Source organism: Amycolatopsis sp. VC5-11, assembly GCF_037034185.1.
Classification (GTDB): domain Bacteria; phylum Actinomycetota; class Actinomycetes; order Mycobacteriales; family Pseudonocardiaceae; genus Amycolatopsis; species Amycolatopsis nivea.
The window spans coordinates 140,681-158,866 of record NZ_JBAGKF010000004.1 but is presented as its reverse complement, the minus strand read 5'-3'; the positions used below and the strand labels follow the sequence as shown (position 1 = coordinate 158,866).

General features: G+C 69.9%; 20 protein-coding genes. 11 read left to right on the top strand and 9 right to left on the bottom strand.

The window, feature by feature from the left end:
* Window positions 1-26: 26 nt before the first annotated feature.
* The 3 genes from mptB to WA670_RS15600 form a co-directional block, all read right to left on the bottom strand.
* A complete protein-coding gene (gene mptB / locus WA670_RS15610) occupies window positions 27-1,475 on the bottom strand; it encodes a polyprenol phosphomannose-dependent alpha 1,6 mannosyltransferase MptB (RefSeq protein WP_336158098.1) in 1,449 nt (482 codons plus the stop codon).
* A gap of 129 nt (window positions 1,476-1,604) precedes the next feature.
* Window positions 1,605-2,255, bottom strand: coding sequence for a superoxide dismutase family protein (locus WA670_RS15605; RefSeq protein ID WP_336158097.1), 651 nt, complete (start codon window positions 2,253-2,255; stop codon window positions 1,605-1,607).
* Between the two features lie 133 nt (window positions 2,256-2,388).
* The gene (locus WA670_RS15600) at window positions 2,389-3,327 is read right to left on the bottom strand and encodes a hypothetical protein (RefSeq protein WP_442893100.1); all 939 of its coding nucleotides are present in this window, start codon (window positions 3,325-3,327) and stop codon (window positions 2,389-2,391) included.
* Between the two features lie 70 nt (window positions 3,328-3,397).
* Here WA670_RS15600 and WA670_RS15595 point away from each other — a divergent pair, with 70 nt between their 5' ends.
* From WA670_RS15595 to WA670_RS15565, 7 genes are all read left to right on the top strand, one after another.
* A complete protein-coding gene (locus WA670_RS15595) occupies window positions 3,398-3,937 on the top strand; it encodes a PadR family transcriptional regulator (RefSeq protein ID WP_037820531.1) in 540 nt (179 codons plus the stop codon).
* Window positions 3,938-4,025: 88 nt separating this feature from the next.
* Complete coding sequence (locus tag WA670_RS15590; protein ID WP_336158095.1) at window positions 4,026-5,177, top strand: WXG100 family type VII secretion target; 1,152 nt, start codon at window positions 4,026-4,028, stop codon at window positions 5,175-5,177.
* A gap of 25 nt (window positions 5,178-5,202) precedes the next feature.
* Complete coding sequence (locus tag WA670_RS15585; RefSeq protein WP_037820534.1) at window positions 5,203-5,529, top strand: hypothetical protein; 327 nt, start codon at window positions 5,203-5,205, stop codon at window positions 5,527-5,529.
* Window positions 5,526-6,320, top strand: a complete 795-nt coding sequence (locus tag WA670_RS15580) for an ESX secretion-associated protein EspG (protein ID WP_037820535.1) — start codon at window positions 5,526-5,528, stop codon at window positions 6,318-6,320. Before WA670_RS15585 ends, WA670_RS15580 begins: the two co-directional genes overlap by 4 nt.
* A 32-nt stretch (window positions 6,321-6,352) precedes the next feature.
* On the top strand, window positions 6,353-6,757 hold the full coding sequence (locus tag WA670_RS15575; protein ID WP_043839644.1) for a YbaB/EbfC family nucleoid-associated protein: 405 nt from the start codon (window positions 6,353-6,355) through the stop codon (window positions 6,755-6,757).
* On the top strand, window positions 6,754-7,062 hold the full coding sequence (locus WA670_RS15570) for a type VII secretion target (RefSeq protein WP_336158094.1): 309 nt from the start codon (window positions 6,754-6,756) through the stop codon (window positions 7,060-7,062). Before WA670_RS15575 ends, WA670_RS15570 begins: the two co-directional genes overlap by 4 nt.
* A complete protein-coding gene (locus WA670_RS15565; RefSeq protein WP_275295332.1) occupies window positions 7,059-7,958 on the top strand; it encodes a hypothetical protein in 900 nt (299 codons plus the stop codon). The genes WA670_RS15570 and WA670_RS15565 overlap by 4 nt, the downstream gene beginning before the upstream one ends.
* On the opposite strand, the gene WA670_RS15560 is transcribed toward WA670_RS15565, so the two are convergent.
* Genes WA670_RS15560 through WA670_RS15550 form a run of 3 tightly spaced genes read right to left on the bottom strand, consistent with a single transcriptional unit; the run spans window position 7,936 to window position 10,957 of the window.
* On the bottom strand, window positions 7,936-8,343 hold the full coding sequence (locus tag WA670_RS15560; RefSeq protein ID WP_238608070.1) for a VOC family protein: 408 nt from the start codon (window positions 8,341-8,343) through the stop codon (window positions 7,936-7,938). The genes WA670_RS15565 and WA670_RS15560 overlap by 23 nt on opposite strands.
* Window positions 8,340-9,794, bottom strand: a complete 1,455-nt coding sequence (locus WA670_RS15555; protein ID WP_336158093.1) for a BTAD domain-containing putative transcriptional regulator — start codon at window positions 9,792-9,794, stop codon at window positions 8,340-8,342. Before WA670_RS15555 ends, WA670_RS15560 begins: the two co-directional genes overlap by 4 nt.
* Window positions 9,791-10,957 carry a sensor histidine kinase gene (locus WA670_RS15550; RefSeq protein WP_037820542.1) on the bottom strand — a complete coding sequence of 389 codons (1,167 nt, stop codon included), beginning with the start codon at window positions 10,955-10,957 and terminating at the stop codon, window positions 9,791-9,793. Before WA670_RS15550 ends, WA670_RS15555 begins: the two co-directional genes overlap by 4 nt.
* 60 nt (window positions 10,958-11,017) lie before the next feature.
* Here WA670_RS15550 and WA670_RS15545 point away from each other — a divergent pair, with 60 nt between their 5' ends.
* From WA670_RS15545 to WA670_RS15535, 3 genes are all read left to right on the top strand, one after another.
* On the top strand, window positions 11,018-11,590 hold the full coding sequence (locus WA670_RS15545) for a TlpA family protein disulfide reductase (protein ID WP_336158092.1): 573 nt from the start codon (window positions 11,018-11,020) through the stop codon (window positions 11,588-11,590).
* Between the two features lie 49 nt (window positions 11,591-11,639).
* On the top strand, window positions 11,640-12,323 hold the full coding sequence (locus WA670_RS15540) for a TetR/AcrR family transcriptional regulator (protein ID WP_336158091.1): 684 nt from the start codon (window positions 11,640-11,642) through the stop codon (window positions 12,321-12,323).
* 406 nt (window positions 12,324-12,729) lie between these two features.
* Complete coding sequence (locus WA670_RS15535; protein ID WP_037820547.1) at window positions 12,730-13,626, top strand: C1 family peptidase; 897 nt, start codon at window positions 12,730-12,732, stop codon at window positions 13,624-13,626.
* An 89-nt stretch (window positions 13,627-13,715) separates the two neighbouring features.
* Here the strand turns inward: WA670_RS15535 and katG are convergent, their stop codons facing one another.
* Window positions 13,716-15,959 carry a catalase/peroxidase HPI gene (gene katG, locus WA670_RS15530; protein ID WP_238608075.1) on the bottom strand — a complete coding sequence of 748 codons (2,244 nt, stop codon included), beginning with the start codon at window positions 15,957-15,959 and terminating at the stop codon, window positions 13,716-13,718.
* A 23-nt stretch (window positions 15,960-15,982) separates the two neighbouring features.
* Window positions 15,983-16,411 carry a Fur family transcriptional regulator gene (locus WA670_RS15525; RefSeq protein ID WP_037820549.1) on the bottom strand — a complete coding sequence of 143 codons (429 nt, stop codon included), beginning with the start codon at window positions 16,409-16,411 and terminating at the stop codon, window positions 15,983-15,985.
* Between the two features lie 147 nt (window positions 16,412-16,558).
* Here WA670_RS15525 and WA670_RS15520 point away from each other — a divergent pair, with 147 nt between their 5' ends.
* Window positions 16,559-17,389 carry an SAM-dependent methyltransferase gene (locus tag WA670_RS15520; protein WP_037820552.1) on the top strand — a complete coding sequence of 277 codons (831 nt, stop codon included), beginning with the start codon at window positions 16,559-16,561 and terminating at the stop codon, window positions 17,387-17,389.
* A 58-nt stretch (window positions 17,390-17,447) separates the two neighbouring features.
* Here WA670_RS15520 and WA670_RS15515 read toward each other — a convergent pair whose 3' ends face one another.
* Window positions 17,448-18,131 carry a TetR/AcrR family transcriptional regulator gene (locus WA670_RS15515; RefSeq protein WP_037820558.1) on the bottom strand — a complete coding sequence of 228 codons (684 nt, stop codon included), beginning with the start codon at window positions 18,129-18,131 and terminating at the stop codon, window positions 17,448-17,450.
* Window positions 18,132-18,186 lie beyond the last annotated feature (55 nt).

Genomic DNA, 18,186 nt, shown 5'->3' with positions numbered 1-18,186 from the left:
TCGCAACCTATCCGGCCGCGCGAGCGCTAGTCCACTGTGGAGCTTTTACGCAGCGCGAAGAACGCCGCGACCACCACCGCGAGCCCGATCACGTACGCGAGCACCAGCAAGCCGACGCGCCCGCTGAAGTTGCCGCCCACCGGCGGAAGCACGACGGAAAACACCGCGACGAGCGTGATCACCACCGACCGCACGCGTCCGGCGGGCAGCGACGCGGCCAGCGGAATCACCGCCCACAGCAGATACCACGGCTGGACCACTGGCCCGAAGACCACGACCGCGCTCAGCATCAGCCCCAGCGAGCGGACCGCGTCGATCCGGCCGGTCCACTGCCGCTGCAGCACCACGACGATCGCGGCCGCGGTGAGCACGTACCCGATGATCTTGCCGACCCCGATCATCGTCTGCGTGATGTGCGCGCCGAACAGCGAACCGATGCCACCGACGAGGAAGCCGAACCAGTTCGTCGGCGCCATCCAGCTATTGACCTCCCCCGAGGTCGTCAGCGCGGACACCCAGCTGAACCCGATCCCCGACGCCAGCGAAACCGCCGCCGCTACCGCCGCGAAGACGACGACCATCGCCGCGCCGGCGAGCAGGAACTCGCCGATCCGCCCGCGCCGCCGGGCAATCGCCGTGCCGACCGCGGCCAGCGCGACCAGCGCGGGCACCTTCACCTCCGCGCCGAGCGCGATGAGCAGCACCCCACCCGCGAGCGGCCACCAGCGAATCCGGTCGCCCAGCGCGTTCAGCGCGATCGCCACGCCCGCGACCATCAGGCCGAGCATCAGCGAGTCGTTGTGCGTCCCGGCGACCACGTGCCACAGAACCAGCGGGTTCAGCACGCCCAGCCACAACGCGACCCGCGGCGACGCCCCCGCCGCGGCCGCCAGCCGCGGCACCGCCCACGCGATCAGCACGAGCCCGGCCACCTCGATCAGCCGGTGCAGTGCGACCCCGACGATCGGATTCCCGCCGGACACCTGCGCGATGACCCGCTCGACCACGCCGAACAGCGGCCCGTACGGCGACGGCGTCTCGCGCCAGTAAACGCTGACCCGCCCGACGATGTCCGACGCCGAGCCCAGCGCTTGCTGCGGCCCGACGACGTTGAGGTCGAACCCGTGCGCAGCCACCGCACCCTGCGCGAGGTAGCTGAAGACGTCCCCGCTGAACAGCGGCGGCACGACGAGCAACGGCCCGCACCACAACGCGAGCGTCCGCTTCAGCCAGCCCGCGTCGGGGAGGTCCGAGGCAAGGACGCGCCCGCCCAGCAGCGCCCACGCGAGCACCACCAGCCCGACACCGGCGATCCCGCCCGCGAACGGCAGGACCCCGGACATCCCGGCGGCCCCGGCGTACACCGCGACGGCCAGCAGCAACACCCCGCCGAAGCCGGTCCAGCGCAGACTCGCCGCGGACGCGAAACTGAAGAACCGCACGGGCCGCGAGAGCGTGACCGGCTGACTAGACATGCCCCGATCGTAGTAGCCGCCGCCTCCCCGACCCCGGCTGCCGGTCCGTGAAGGGCTCCTTGCCGGAATCAGATTCCCGCAAGGAGCCCTTCACGGACCATCCCGGGTTTGAGTCCACAAAGGACGGAATCAGTTCTGGTCCCGGGTGATCACCCCGCAGGCGAACCGAGTGCCCGCGTCGCCGGTCGCCTTGGTTTTCTCGTCCGGCACGGGTGCGTTCGGGTCGCCCCGGACGCTGTAGCGGTCGGCGGGAATGTTTGCGAAATTGTCGGACTTCGAGTGCACGATGATCGAGGTCCCGTCAGGACCGAACAGCTGGTCCAGAGTAAAAGTGTCCAGCACGAACTTGAGGTACCCGCGGCCGTTCGACCGCACCTGGACCGACGGCAGCTGCCCGATCGGCAGTCCGGTGTGGTGGTCCATCGGCATCAGGTGGCCGCCGGCGGCGGTGAACGGGTTCTTCGGGTCGCCGACGGTGCAGTTTCCCTTTTCGTGAACGTGCATGCCATGGAAACCGGGCGTGAAATGACCGGTGAGGTACACCTCGGCCCAGACGGCGTGCGAACGGTTGTCGGCGGTGAACCACGCGGAGCCGACCTCATTGCCGTTGGCGTCCTTCAGCGTGGCGGAGGCGGAATCGCCGTCGCGATAAGCCGCACCGGCCGGCTGCCGGGCGGTGTCCGGCAACTGCTCGCCGACGTAGCCGCTGGCCGCTGGCGCCACGCCCATGACCAGTGCGCAGGCACCCAACGCGCCTGCCACCAACTTCTTTCTGCGCACGGTATCTCCCTGAAGGCACTGGTGATCTCTGACCGATCCAGAATCGGGCCTCGCCTTACCCGTGACCAGGGGCCAGATGGCACTAACGGGGTCCTGCGCGCGGCGGAATGTCCACCTTTCGCACATCCGCGAGTCAGGAAGAATGCTCGGCAATCAGCCGCTTCACCGTCTCGTACACCGGTTTCGCGGAATAGTCGTCGCGCAGCAGCCCGAACCGGTTTTCCCGCGGACCGCTCGACAATCCGTCCCGCAGCCCGAAAATCTCGTAGGTATCCACCCCGATCTCGGCAGCCAACCCGAGTACCGTGCGTGCCACGGATTCCATCACCCGAACCTGCTGTTCCTCCGAATTCTCCGGCCCGGTCGGCCATCCGGTTTCGGTGATATGAATCGGCACGCTCGCCGGGATCCCGATCGCCGACGCGGATTCCCGAAACGAACGCACGACGTGGGTCACCGCACCGGCCAACGCGTCGGCTGGCACGGGACGGAAAACGTCCGGGAAGAAGTCCAGGCCAAGGAAATCGACCCGAGCCAGCACCTCGGGAGCCACTGCCGACTGCACCGCGGCCCAGAACGGATCGCCGGGGAGCGCGACCGCGGCGTTGAACCCGATCGCCACGTCGGCCCCGAGCCGCGTCCGCTCGTCCAGCGCCGCCGCGAGCCCGGCGCCGAGCGCTTCGTAGCAACCAGGACTGCCGCCGTCCAGCGGCGCGGCCACGTTGACCTCCTCGCAGACCTGCAGTTTCCCGCCGCCCAACTCGGCGACCTCGCGAACCGCGGCGCGCACCGCGTCGGCGAACCCGTCCGGATCGGCCTCCGGGCTGCTGTAGCCGAGCACGTAGTCGACTACCCGCCCGTCGCCGAGATACGGCACCGGGTTCGGCGGCGTCGGCGCGTGCGGGCCCCGGTAACTGCGGTAGCACCGCACGTAGAACCGTTCCGCGCCCTTCGCGAGGTCCCGCAGCGCTTCCGCGGTCCGTTCGACGTCCTCCGGCGGCGCGTCGATGAAGGTTTCCAGCCGCACCAGATCCGTGCTGACCACGCCGGGCCACACGCCAAAGACGATCACGAGCATCTCCTCCAGAAGTCGTATACGAGCAATGTACTCGTATACGACTAACGTGCGCTACCCTGGTCCGGTGCCGACGAACGCTCTCGACAACCCGCTCGTGCTGCCGATGCTGGGCTTGCTCGTGGAAACCCCGCGCCACCAGTACGCGCTCCTGCGCGAGCTGCGCACCCGCTATCCGTTCCTGAACCCGAAGACGTCGACCGTGTACACGCTGGTCGGCACGCTGACCCGGAACGGGCTCGTCGAACCGGACGGCGACGGCGATCCGCAGCCGGTGCGGCTGACCGAGGCGGGCCTCGCCGACTTCCGCGAGCGGATCGAACGGCAACTGCGCGACGCCGACCCGAACCTCGATTCCCGGTTCCTGATCGCGCTGGCCTACCTCGGCGCACTGCCGCCCGCCCGCGCGGTGACCCTGCTGCGCGACCGGGCGGAGCGGGTCCGCGACCAGCAGCACGAGCTGTCCGCGACGCTCGACAACGCCGATTTGCCGGAAATGCAGATGATCGAGGCGCATTTCCTGGTTTCGCGGCTCCGGCACGACGCCGCGTGGCTCGCCCGCACCGCCGCCAGGATCGAGAGCGGAGACCTCGTCCCGCCCCGGTGATCACAGCTTTCATCGTGATTTCATCGCCGCCCCTTACCGTGCGCGAGTGCCTGGCGACAGCCTGCCGGGCAGAGGCGAAGGTGGGGGTATGACCGGCGAATCCGGATCAGTGGTCGACGCCGCGTCGGCCGGGGTGGAGAACCTGGCGGACTCGGCGCTCGCGGGACTCGACAAGGCAGGACCGGTCGGCGACCTGGCCAAACCGGTCGTGTCCGCGCTGCGCAACGTGTGGGAGGGCTACTTCGGGGCCCCGATCCCGCCCGGCAGCACCAACTGGAACGCCTACACGCACCAGCAGCTGTACCAGATGCTGTGGGACAAGGCCGACGTCGGCGACGTCAGCACGGTCGCCGCCGAATGGCAGCGGCACGGTTCGGAAATGCGGTCGCACGCCGATTCGCTCAAGTCGCAGCAGGGGACGCTGCACGAGAACTGGAGCGGACAGGCCGCCGAACGCGCTTCCGGACGGCTGGGTTCGCTCGGCGAGCGCGCGTCCGGGATCGGCGACCGCGCCGGGACCGTCAGCGGCGCGGCCCAGAACGCGGGCGATTCGCTCGCCGTCGCGCGCAACACGATGCCGAAACCGCCGGGCGACCCGACTGGGGGCGTGGTCGCCGCCGCGGCGGCCGGAGCGGGTGCGGGCGCGGTCATCGGCGGGATCCTCGGCGCCGGAGCGGGCGGGATCGGGGCCGGTCCGGGTGCGTTGATGGGCGCGGCGATCGGCGCGGTCGCGGGCGGCGGGGCCAGCATGTTCGCCGCGAATGTCGCGGCCGCCGAACAGAAAGCCGAAGCGGTGCACGTGATGCAGCGCTACGAAGCCAGCCTGCACAAGAGCTCGCACGCGATCAATCCGCCGCCCGCCGGGGCGACGACCGCGAATTCCTACGGCGCGGACGAGTCGACCAGTGCGTCGAGCTACGCCGGTCCGCTCGGCGGGGCCGGGACCGGCGCGGGCAGCGGCATGCCGTGGGGCGCGCTGACCACCGCGGCCCCGGTCGAATCGGGCATGGCCGCCGGGATCCGCTCCGCGCTCGGCATGGAGGGCGTGCTGCTCGCCCGCAACGCCGCGATGGCGGAGATGGCCGCCGCCCGCGCGGCCAGCGGCAACGGGATGATGCCCGGCCGCGGCGCGGGAGCCGCGCAGGAGGAGGAAGAGGAGCACAAGAACAAGATGCCGGTCCTCGACCAGCCGCTCCTGCACCCCGAAGACAAGACCATCAGCCCGGTGATCGGGCTGTGACGGCCGAAAAAGACAGGAGTTTCCGATGACCGGCCACGAGGTCGCCCCGAACGCGCTGGACCGGCAGGTCGCCGCGCTGGGCAGGCTCGGCGAGCAGACCGGGGAACTCGTCGGTTCGGCGGGACGGCTCGCCGACCGGCTCCCGCAGCTCGGCACCGCGCCGCCCGCCCTGCACCTGGCGCAGCGGCTGCGCGAGGCCGCCGGGCACGCCGGGCTCACCGGCGAACTGGGCGCGGCGGACACCGAGCTGACCGGATTCCACGAGGCGCTGCAGGCGGGCATCCGGCGCTATCAAGAGCACGAATCCGGGGTGCAGGAAGCCTTCCAGCGACTCGAACGGCAAGCCGAATGACCGCCGTGCTGCCGCGCGCCGGCGACGAGACCGTCCACATCGGACTCGTCGAGGCCGACCTGCTGGCCGTGCACGCCGGGGCGAGCTGGCCGTTTCCGTTGCAGGTGCCGTCTTACGGCCGGATCGAGGGCGAACGGGAGATCCTGTTCGCCACCGCCGGGCAGGCGCTGCAAGCGCGCGGTCTCGCGGACGAATCCGGGCCGGACGGCCTCGCCGCGGAAGCCGTGACCGCACTGCGCGAACGCCGCGGCATCGTCGATTTGGTGGTGGCGGACGCCGAGGGGGCGACCGCCGTCACCGCACTCGTCTACCGGTCCTCCGCGCTGATCTGCCGGCAACGGCTCGAGGCCGACACGCTGTCGGTGCGCCGGGTGGACGAGACCGCGCTGGTGGACGCCGTGCTCGCGGAGATTCCGCAGGTCGAGGCGGCCCGCACGATGCCGGTCACGCTGCCCGCGCACGCGGTCAAGGAGGCGATGGCGCTCACCGACGACGAGGACGACGCCTCGCGCGCACACCGGCTGCGCGACCTCGTCCACGACAGCGGCGGAGACCCGGCGGCGCTGGACAGCCTCGTCGGCCTGGTCGTCCCGCTGACCGGCCGCGGCCAGCTCGGCGCGACCCGCGACGGGCGCACCAGGGCAGGCCGCGAACTGTCCTGGATGGACGGACCGCGCGGCCGCGTCCGGATCAACCCCGCACGGGGCGGCTGGCTCAGCGTGAACTCGCTGCGCCCGGCCGACCTGCGCTTCGCCCTCGGCGAGATGGCCACCGCCGCGCGGCGGCCGTGATGACCGCACCGAAAACGACCGGAGGACCTTCCGTGCCGATCCAAGACTCGGCGGCCTGGCTCGCCGACTACCAGAAAAACCTGTCCCGGATGCAGGCGAACGCCGAGGCCGCGAGCGCGAGCCTCAGCCGCGTCGGCGGCCGGGCCGCGTCCCCGCGCGGCGAGGTCGAGGTCGAGGTGGGCCCGAGCGGCGCGCTGACCGACCTGCGGCTGAGCCCCGCCGCCCGCGCGCTGGAAGCCGACGCGCTCGCCCGGCTCATCCTCGCCACCGTCCACGACGCGCACCGACAGGCCGGCGCGCAGGTCGTGGACATCATGACCGACTACGTCGGCGACGGCCCGGCACTCCAGCTCGTCCGTGACAACCTGCCGGTCGAGGCCGCCCCCGCCGCGCCGCGCGAGGACGACTACTTCGCGAACCCGGGGATCATCTCGTGACCGCCGGCTTCGAGGTCGACCCCGCGCAACTGCGCCGGCACGCGGCCACCGTCGGCGACCTGGCCGACCGGCTCGGCAATGTCGCCCGCAGCGCCCCGTCCGGACTCGGCGACCAGGCGCTCGGCGTCTTCGTGCAGTTCCTCACCGCCGGCCTGCAAGCAGCGGTCGGCAAAACCAACGACGCCGTCTCGCACGCTTCGTCCACTGTGGACAAAGTGAGCGCGAACCTCACCCAGGCCGCGGAAAGCTACGAGCGCCGCGACCAGGGCAACGCGTCCTCGCTGCCCGGGAAGGACCTGCCGTGACCGACTCCGGCCAGCTGCTGGCAGACCTGAAGACCACCACGAAGGCGGTCGAGAACCACGACTGGGTGTCCGCCGGCCTCGGCGGCGCGACCACCGCGCTCGACCTGCTCGGCGCGTCGCAGGACCCGCTCGCCGCGTTGACCTCCGCCGGGTTCGGGATGATCACCGAACTGGTGCGGTTCCTGGAAGAACCGCTGAAACAGCTGCAGGGCAACCCGGATTCGGTGTCGTCGCACTCGCAGGGCATGGAGGGCGGCGGCCAGCAGGTGTCGTCCGTCGCGGACGACTACCGGCAGTCGGCGGGTCCGGAGACGTCGGAGTGGAGCGGTTCTTCGGCTTCGAGCTACCGCGACAACAGCTCCCAGCACGCGGACTGCGTCGAGGCTGTCGGTCAGGCCGGTATCGCGATGGCCAAGGCGGCCACCGGAGCGGGGAAGGTCGTCGCGAAGGCGCAGCAGGAGGTCGGCGGGCTCATTTCGGAGGCTGTCGGGCAGATTATCCAGCTGATGACGCAGGCGTTCGCCGCCGCGCAGGCGACCTTCGGCGCGAGCATCGCGGCGGCGATCCCGCAGGCGGTGGCGATCGCGACGCAGTACGGCGGGCAGATCGCGCAGAAGCTCGGGGTTTTGCTGTCGGACTCGGACAATCTGCTGCAGCTGATCACTTCGGTGACGCAGGGGCTGGAAGCCGCGACGCAGCTGATGACGAAGCTCAGCGAGGCGTCGAAGAGCAGTTCCGGGGAGGACTCCAGCTCTTCGGATTCTTCTTCGCAGGCTTCGTCGCGTTATCCGGCTTCTTCGCAGTACGCGGATTCTTCGGACTCGGACTCGGCGGATTCGCAGTACCCGAGCCAAAGCCGCCCGCGCACTCCGGTCAGCACCGCGCAGCAGAGCTGACGAGTTCGACCTCGAAACCGTCGTCGTTCTGCAGGTACGCGGCGTAGTGCTCCGCGCCGCCCGCATGGGGATGTTTTTCCGGAAACATCAGCTGCCACCCGTGCCGGGCGGCGTCGGCGGCCAACCGCTCGACCGTCGCCGCGTCCTTGACGTGAAAAGCCAGGTGGTTCAGGCCCGGCCGGCAACGGTCGTGCCGGTCCGCGGTCAGCGCCGGGGATTGCTCGACCACGAGGTACGTCGGCCCGAGCCGCCAGCTGCGTCCGGCATCCCAGTCCTGGAACCGCTGATATCCCAGCTCTTCCAGCAGCCATCCCAGCGAAGCGACCGCGCGGGCCAGGTCCGGCACCCACAACTCGACATGGTGCAGGGTCCCGTGCGCACTCACGAGGGACCCCGATCCGAGCTGAGCACCACCCGCAACTCCCGGTCCAGCTCCGCCCCCGGTTCGACACCCAGGTCCGCCCGCAGCCGTTCCCGCACCCGCCGGTGCACCGCCAGCGCGTCCGCCCGGCGGCCGCCGCCGTGGAGCGCCCGCATCAGCAACACCGCCAGCGGTTCCCGGTGCGGATGCACCGCCAGCAACGCCGACAGCTCGTGCACGACGTCGTCGGTTCGCCCGAGCTTCAGCTGCAGCACGGCTTTCTCCTGCACCAACGTCAGCCGCCGCTCGGTCAGGCGCACGCGTTCCCCCTCGACGAACGGGCCGGGCAATCCCGCCAAGGGCTCGCCGTGGAACAGGGCCAGCGCACCGTCGTACGCGTCGACCGCAGCTGCCGGGTCGCCGCCGCGGGTGGCGGTCGCGGCTTCCGAGATCCGGTCGGTCAACTCGGTGACGTCCAGCTGCGCTCGCTCCCCGGCGAAGCGGTATCCGCCGCGATCGCTGCCGATGACCGAGTCTTCCGTCCGCTCGCCAGCCCCGCGCAGGCATTTCCGCAGGCGGTGCACGTAAACCGGAACCACCCGGCCACCGGTGCCGGGCGGCTCCAAACCCCAGACGCCGTCGAGCAACTCCCCGGGGCTGACCGTCTCGCCCGGGCGCAGGACCAGCGCCGCGAGCAGCGCTTGTTGCCGCACCGGGCCCAGGTCCAGCAGGTTCGGTCCCCGCCAAGCCTGCAACGGGCCGAGCACGCTGAACCGCAACGAATCCGGGTCGACCGGGGCGGGGGCGGCACCGGGGGTGACCAGGCCGTGGTCGAAGGCGTAGACGATGGCCGCCGCCCGGTCGCGGAGGCGGAGTTTCGCGCACAGCCGCTCGAAATGCGCCTCGACCGTGCTCGCGGAAATCCCCAGCGTTCCGGCGATTTCCGCGTCCGTCAAACCCCGCGCCACCGCGGTCAGGACATCCAGTTCGCGCGGCGTCAACAACCCGGACGGCATCGCCGGGCGATCCACCGCCGCCTCTCGGTAGGTCGTGAGCACGCGTCCGGTGACTGCCGGATCGAGCCACGCCTCGCCCATCGCGACCGCTCGCACCGCGCGGATCAGGTCCTCCGCGGAGGAATCCTTCAGCACGTATCCGACCGCACCCGCGCGCAGCACCCCGGCGAGCAGCTCGTCGTCATCGAACGTGGTCAGCGCGAGCACCGGCGGGCGCGGGCCGGACGCGCGCAGCTGTCGCGTCGCCTCGATGCCGTCGACGCGCTTCATCCGCAGGTCCATCACCACGACGTCGACCCCGCCGGCCGCTTCGAGCGCGGCCGGGACCTCGTCGCCGTCCGAGCACTCGCCAACCACCACGAACCCGTCGCGGCGACGCAGGATCAACCGCAACCCGGACCGCACCAGCTCCTGATCGTCGACGAGCAAGACCCGCATTTCCCCGGCGGCAGCGGTCACGACGCGGCCCCGCGCGCCAACGGCACCGCCACGTCGACTACCCACTCGCCGCCCTCGGGTCCGGCTGCCAGCCGCGCACCGAGCTGATCCGCTCGCGCCGTCATGCCCGCCAACCCCGAACCACCCTCGTTGCGCGCCGCGCCGTTGTGTCCATTGCGGACTGTCAGCCGCGCGTCCGTCGCGTCAATCTCCAGCCGTACCAACGCCTTCTCCCCCGGTGCGTGTTTGACGACGTTCGCCAGCGACTCCTGGACGATCCGGTAGAGCCCCAGCCCCACCGTGCTGTCGACCGCGGTCACGTCGCCCCTCAGTTCGTAGTCCGCGACCAGTCCGGCCGCGCACGTTTCGGCCACCAGGTCCGCGATGTCGCCCGCACCGGGCAACGGCCGCGTCCCCGCCGACTCCTGCGCGAGCAATCCAACCGTGCGCCGGATATCGGCCATCGCCGCCCGCCCGATCCGCTCCGCCTCGGTGAGCGCCGCGACGGCTTCGTCGATGTCGCGATCCGTGCGCAGCCCGTGCCGCGCGCCCGTGACGTGCAGCAACGTGATGCTCAGCGAATGCGCGACGACGTCGTGCACCTCGCGCGCGATCCGCTGCCGCTCGCCGAGCATCGCCTGTTCGCGCACGGCTTCCTGCTTGCCTCGCTCGGCGTCCAGCGCACGCACGTACCAGCGCAGCATGAACCCGGCAGCCATCCCGACCACCACCGCGAGCATGTACACCGGGAACCCGACCAGCCCGACGGTCAGCGCGGCCGCCCCGAGCACCGCGATCGCCCCGCCGGTCGCCGCGAACGCGACCCGCGCCGAAGCGATGGACCCCAGTTCGCCGGTGAGCACGATCAACGGCATCGGCGCGAAGTCCGGCACCACCGGATGCGTCAGCAGCAGCCCGATCCCGGCGAGCATCCCGAGCGCCTTCACCCACGACGGCGCGAGCCGCCCGGTGCACACCCACAGCAGCGTCGACGCCGTGGCCAGCAGAAACCCGCCGATCGCGACCGGAAGCGCGGACCCGGCCCGCTGCCCGACCGCGACGATCAGCCCGATCACCGTGAAGGCGGTCGTCCCCATCGGCACCCACCAGGGCAGCGTGAGCCCGGACCGGGCCAAGCCGTCGGCCAGCCTGCTCCGCAACCGGTCCCGCGCTCTCTCCCACACGAGGTCCAGCCTAGAAAACCGGGGCGGAGGCCGCCCGCGGTATCAGCGATACCATGCCGTGTGCGCCTCGCCCGTCGCCTGTTTCTGCTGGCACTGCTGCCCCTCAGCGCGTGCGCGACCGGGAAGGACGCGGTCAGCCAGTCGGACACGTTCGAATTCGTCTCGCCGGGCGGGCAGACGACCATCCACTATCCCGTGGAGCAGCGCAAAAAGGTAGCGGACCTCAAAGGCCAGAGCCTGCGCGAACCCGGCAAGGACCTGTCGCTGGCCGATTACTCCGGCAAAGTCGTCCTGCTCAACCTCTGGGGCGCCTGGTGCGGGCCGTGCCGTGCCGAAGCGCGCACTCTGCAGACCATCGCCGACTCCGGCCGCGCCCGCGGGATCCGGGTGCTCGGCCTCAACGTCCGCGACAACCCGAAGTACGCCGCCGACTTCGTCAAGGACCTCGGGCTCAGCTACGAGTCGATCTTCGACCCGTCCGGCCGGGTCGCCCTGCGGCTGCGCGGCCTCCCGCTAAGCGCGGTGCCGATCTCACTGATCGTGGACAAGCAGCAGCGGGTCGCGGCCGTCTACCTAGGCGCGATCCTGCGGACCGACGTCCAGCCCACCCTGGACAGCGTGCTCGCCGAGTAGACCGGCCAAGGTCCAGACCGTTCGAGCGGCGTGCGCCTACCATGGGCGGATGACCGCGAGTGGCTACAACCGCCGGGAACGTCCCGCCAAGCCCGCGCTGAGCCGCGAAGGCATCGTCGCGGCCGCTCTCGACGTCGTGCGCCGCGAAGGCGCCGAACGCGTCACCATGCGGCGGCTCGCGAAGGAACTGGACACCGGTCCGGCCTCGCTCTACGTCTACGTCCGCGACACCGACGAACTCCACGCCGCGGTGCTCGACGAACTCCTCGGCGAAGTCCCCACCACCGCCGCCGCCGCCGCCGAAGGAGACTGGCGGAGTCGCTTGTGGACAGTCATGTCCACCTACCGCGACGTCCTGTACGCGCACCCCGGGCTCGCCCGCGTCGCACTCGTGACCCCGTTGAACGGACCGAACTACCTCGCCGTCGTCGACACCGTGCTCGGCCTGCTCGCCGAAGCCGGGGTCCCGTCCGGCCCCGCCGCGTGGACGGTCGACCTCCTGCTGCTCGTCGCCACCGCCAGCGCGGTCGAGCACAGCACCCGCAAGGACCGCCCGGACGCGGAACGGCAGCACGACATGCTCGCCGAAACCGTCCGCGGACTCTCGCCGGAAACGCATCCGAACATCGCCGCGGCGAGCGGGAATCTGTTCTCCGGCAACGCGGACACGCGTTCCCGATGGGCGATCGACGCCCTCCTCAACGGCGCGCGCACGACTCCGCTGCCGGACTGAGGTTTCTCCGTAGCGGGTTCCCCTCACGTACTTCGCGGGAGCCCGCCGCACCAGCGCACCCGCATCGCCCGGCGGTTCGCTGCGGCGGCTTTCGCACGCGACGCGCAGCGTGCTTCTCTCCCATCGCGGCAGAGTCTCCCCGCGCTACGAGAAACCCTCGCCGAATGGTTCAAACCACTGCCGGGGCAAGGATTTCCCACGAGTCCATAATGGACCCGTACGCCGGAATAGCGGCGGTAACGGGCGGAATGTCCGCTTGATCGATCCCCCGCAAATACCGCAGTTGATACGTTCCCTCCTTTCGTAGGTTCCCGGAAAATTTCCGCCGATCTACCTTTGCTGTGGTCGGATCCACCTCCCCACCCTTTCCAATTTCTTTTTCTGCATGCCCACAAGGAGTATGAGAATGCAGATCAGAAAAACGTCCGCACTCGTTTCCCTGCTCGCCGCCGCCGGCATGGCCGCGGCGATGGGCGCGACCCCGGCCTCCGCGGCCGCCGCCCAGCACCACCCGCAGCACCAGAAGCACGGCCTCGGGCTGAACGTCGCCGGGCTCAAGGCCGCGCAGTCCAGGATGCACGCCCACGCGAACTCCGCGCTCCCCGTGCACCAGCGCACCACCGCCGAACTGCCCTCCAGCGGCGACCTCACGCAGTACGCCAACGCACCCGGCGACCAGGGCCAGGTCGGCTCGTGCGTCACCTGGGCCACCGGCTACACCGGCTACGGCGTGCTGATGAACGAGCAGGGCATCAGCGGCGGCCCGATGGCCCCGATGTTCATTTACTCCCAGATCGCCAAGGGCAACGACCAGGGCACCTGGGCGAGCGTCGCGCTGCCGATGGAACAGCAGCAGGGCATCGACACCAAATCCGACTACTGGCAGGGCGATTTCGACTACACGACTCAGCCCGACCAGAACGAAAAAGCGAATGCCGCGCACTACAAGCTGTCCGGCTACACGCAATTGTCCACGAGCGGCGACGCGGCGCGGTCCGACATCGAGAACGCCATTTCCCAGGGCGAGCCGGTCGCGATCGGGTTCACCGTGCACCAGAGCTTCATGGACCTGAACTCCTCGACCGCGAGCGACTACTCGTACCTGCCCGGCGATTCGAACAGCGACCCGGTCGTCGGCGGGCACGAGGTGACCATCGTGGCCTACAACGACCAGGGCGTGAAGATCGAGAACAGCTGGGGATCCGGCTGGGGCGACAGCGGTTTCGTGACCGTGCCGTGGTCGTTCTTCAACACCGGCGACGTCGACGAGGTCAACGCGATGGGCAAGCTCGTCCAGAGCTGACCCGTAGCGCGCGACCCGGGTGATGCGAAAAAAGGGCTCCTTGCGGGAATTCCCGCAAGGAGCCCTTTCCGATCAGCTGATCAGGAAACTCAGACCAGGTCGTACCGGTCGTTGTTCATGACCTTGTGCCACGCGGCGACGAAGTCGCGGACGAACTTCTCCTTGGCGTCGTCGCTGCCGTAGACCTCGGCGACGGCGCGCAGTTCGGAGTTCGAGCCGAACACCAGGTCGTTGCGGGTGCCGGTCCACTTGACCTCGCCGGTGGCGAGATCGCGGCCCTCGAAGGACTCCGCGTTCGGGCCCTCGCCGTCGGCCGGCTTCCACTCGGTGCCCATGTCGAGCAGGTTGACGAAGAAGTCGTTCGTCAGCGCGCCCGGCCGGTCGGTCAGCACGCCCGCCGCCGAGTTCTGGTAGTTCGCGCCCAGCACGCGCAGGCCGCCGACCAGCACGGTCATCTCCGGCGCGCTCAGGTTGAGCAGGTTCGCCTTGTCCACCAGCAGGTACTCCGACGGCAGCGCGTTGGCCTTGCCGCGGTAGTTGCGGAACCCGTCGGACTTCGGCTCGAGCGGCGCGAACGAGTCCGCGTCGGTCTGCTCCTGCGTCGCGTCGGTGCGGCCCGGCGTGAACGGAACGGTGAGCTCGACGCCGCCGTCCTTCGCCGCCTTCTCCACGCCCGCCGCGCCGGCCAGCACGATCAGGTCGGCGAGCGAGATCTTCTTGCCGCCGGTCTGCGCGCTGTTGAACGCTTCCTGGACGCCCTCGAGCGTGCGCAGCACCTGCGCCAGCTCGTCCGGCTCGTTGACCTCCCAGCCGCGCTGCGGCTCGAGGCGGATGCGGGCGCCGTTCGCGCCGCCGCGCTTGTCGCTGTGCCGGTAGGTCGAGGCCGACGCCCACGCGGTGGACACCAGCTGCGCGACCGAAAGGCCGGACTCGAGGACCTTCGCCTTGAGGTCGGCGACATCCGCGTCGTTGACCAGCTCGTGGTCGACGGCCGGGACCGGGTCCTGCCAGATCAGCTCTTCCTGCGGCACGAGCGGGCCGAGGTAGCGCTGGACCGGGCCCATGTCGCGGTGGGTGAGCTTGAACCAGGCGCGGGCGAAGGCGTCCGCGAACTGGTCCGGGTTCTCGTAGAACCGGCGCGAGATCGGCTCGTAGATCGGGTCGAAGCGCAGCGCCAGGTCGGTGGTCAGCATGCTCGGCGCCCGGTTGAGGTCACCGGTCTCCGGGTCCGGCACGGTGTTCGCGGCGGCGTTGTTCTTCGGCTTCCACTGGTGCGCGCCCGCCGGGCTCTTGGTCAGCTCCCACTCGTAAGTGAAGAGGTTGTGGAAGAACCAGTTGCTCCACTTCGTCGGAGTGGGGGTCCAGGTGACCTCCAGCCCGCTCGTGATCGCGTCCCGGCCCTTGCCGCTGCCGAAGCTGTTCTTCCAGCCGAGGCCCATCTGCTCGATCGAGGCGCCTTCCGGCTCGGCGCCCACGTGCACGTCCGCGTCGGCCGCGCCGTGCGTCTTGCCGAAGGTGTGCCCGCCCGCGATCAGCGCGACGGTCTCCTCGTCGTTCATCGCCATCCGGCCGAACGTTTCGCGGATGTCGCGCGCCGCGGCGATCGGGTCCGGGTTGCCGTTCGGGCCTTCCGGGTTCACGTAGATGAGCCCCATCTGGACCGCGGCCAGCGGGTTCTCCAGCTCGCGGTCGCCCTTGTACCGCTCGTCGCCGAGCCAGGTGCGCTCCGGGCCCCAGTACACGTCCTCGTCCGGCTCCCACACGTCGGCGCGGCCGCCGGCGAAGCCGAAGGTCTTGAAGCCCATCGTCTCGAGCGCGCGGTTGCCGGTGAAGATCATCAGGTCGGCCCACGAGATCTTCTTGCCGTACTTCTTCTTGACCGGCCACAGCAGGCGGCGCGCCTTGTCGAGGTTCCCGTTGTCCGGCCAGCTGTTCAGCGGCGCGAACCGCTGCTGCCCGGCGCCGGCTCCGCCGCGGCCGTCGTCGATCCGGTAGGTGCCGGCGCTGTGCCAGGCCATCCGGATGAACAGCGGGCCGTAGTTGCCGAAGTCGGCGGGCCACCATTCCTGGGAGTCGGTGAGCACCGCGTCGACGTCGCGGGCGAGCTCGTCGAGGTCGAGGCTCTGGAATTCCTTCGCGTAGTCGAAGCCGTCGTCCATCGGGTCCGCCACGGCGGGATGCTTCCGGAGGATCTTCAGGTTGAGCTGGTTCGGCCACCAGTCACGGCTGCTGCCGCCCTCGGTCGGGTGCGCGAAGCGGCCCGTGTGGACCGGGCACCCGCCAGCGGTCTCCTCATTCATCTCGCCGACTTCGGCGTTCGGGGTGTCAGACACGGGAATCCTTCCGGAAATCAGAATCAGTTTGCTGCCGTCGAACAGGCGGGGCATCGGCCCCAGTAGACGACCTCGGCCTCGTCGATGACGTAACCGTGCGCATCGGAAGCGGTCAGGCAAGGCGCTTCCCCGACCGCGCAGTCGACGTCCTCGATGGCGCCGCACGAGCGGCACACGACGTGGTGGTGGTTGTCCCCTACCCGGGCCTCGTACCGCGCGACCGAACCGGGCGGCTGGATGCGCCGCAGCAGCCCCGCGTCGGTCAGCGCGCGCAGCACGTCGTAAACGGCCTGGTGGGACACCTCGCCGAGATCCGCGCGCACCATGCCGATGACGGATTCGGTGTCCGCGTGCGCGTTGGCGTGCACGGCGGAGAGCACGGCCACCCGGGGGCGCGTGATCCGCAACTGCACTCCGCGCAGCAGCTGCTCGAAGTCCGTGGTCGTCGGCATGCCCCGGAGTCTGCCCGATTTTCTGGAATGAATCAAGAATCTGTCACCCACTCCGGTTGTCCTCCTCCTGGCGGTCGCTTGACAGCCCGGAAGGTCTACGGTGAGTAGGCCAAAGAGACGTCCGACACATCCGAGGTGACGCCAGAAATGACCGAGGCCGTCGAATCGCCCAGTTCGCACCCGGTCGGGGTCGATATCACGCGAGCGAGCATTGCCCGGGTGTACGACGCCGCGCTGAACGGCACGAACAACTACGAGATCGACCGCAGGGTGCTCGACCAGGTGCGGACCGTGGCTCCGGAGGTCAACGACCTCGCCTGGGCCAACCGCAACTTCCTCATCCGCGCCTGCCGCTTCCTCGCCACCCAGGGCAGGGTCACCCAGTACCTCGACTGCGGCTCCGGCCTGCCCACGGCGGAGAACACGCACCAGGTCGTGCAGCGGATCATCCCTGAAGCCCGCGTGCTGTACGTGGACAACGACCCGGTGGTCCTCGCGCACGGGCGCGCGCTGCTGGAGGAGAACGAGAACACCCGGTTCATCGAAGCGGACATCTTCAAGCCCGACCAGATCCTGCAGAACGAGACCGCGCGCGAGTTCCTCGACTGGACGAAGCCGATCGCGTTGCTGCACAACGGAACCCTGCACCACTACCTCGGCGACGACTACGAGGAGATGATGCGGACCTACGTCGACGCGCTGCCGTCCGGGTCGTTCGTGGTGGTCGCGCACTTCCTCGACCCGCAGACGCCCGAGCACAGCGAGATCGCCCGGCGGATGGAGGACAAGTTCACGCACAGCCCGATGGGCAGCGGTCTTTTCCGCACCTGGGACGAGATCGGCCGGATGTTCGGCGGCACCGAACTGGTCGACCCTGGCCTCGTGCTGTGCGAGGACTGGTGGCCGGACGGCCCGCGGTACCAGCCGCTGAACCAGGTCCAGGAGTGCATCGCGGGCGGGGTCGGCCGGAAGGCCTGACGCGCTGGTCCGAGAAGGGCCCCTTGCGGGGATTCCCGCGAGGGGCTCTTTCGCGCGGTCAGTCGAGGATGCGGTAGTCCAGATCGGACAGCGGCGAGTCCGGGTTGAGCGCGACGCCGACCGTGCGCAAGGTGTCGTCGAGGATCGACCAGACCCAGCGGGCGAGCAACTGCCGCAGATCCTCGCGGTCGATGCCGCGAGGGGCGTCGAGCCAGTGCGCGGTGCTGGACTCGACCAACCCGACCAGCCCGTACGCGATGGTTTCGCCGACCCGCTGGTCCGCGCCGAACAGGCCGAGGTAGTACTCGAACAACACAGTCAGCTGCCGGGCGATCGCGGTCTTCACGTCCGCCACGACGTCGCGCGGCCCGGTCACCGACTGCCGCATCAGATATTGATACAGCGCGCGGTGTTCGGAAAGCCATTCGATATGCGCGCCGATCGTCGCGTGCACCATTTCGCGCGGAGTGCCGGAAACTCCCCACAGCGGAGAGAATTGCGCGCCGATCATTTCCGCCGCGCGCAACGCGATAGCGCGCTGCAGGTCCGCGGTGTCGGCGAAATGCTTGTAAATGCGCGTGCGAGCGACGCCGGCCTCGTCGGCGATCTGCTCGGTGGACACCTCCGGCCCGAACCGGGCGATCGCGCGCATACCGGCTTCCACGAACTCCCGGCGCCGGCGTTCGCGCTGCCCTGCCCACCGGGTGGCCCGCCCGTCGGGCGGAGTACCTGAGGACGTCATCCGCGCGAGTGTATCGCCGGGTCACATACCGGATACGCCACTGTACCTGTTACTT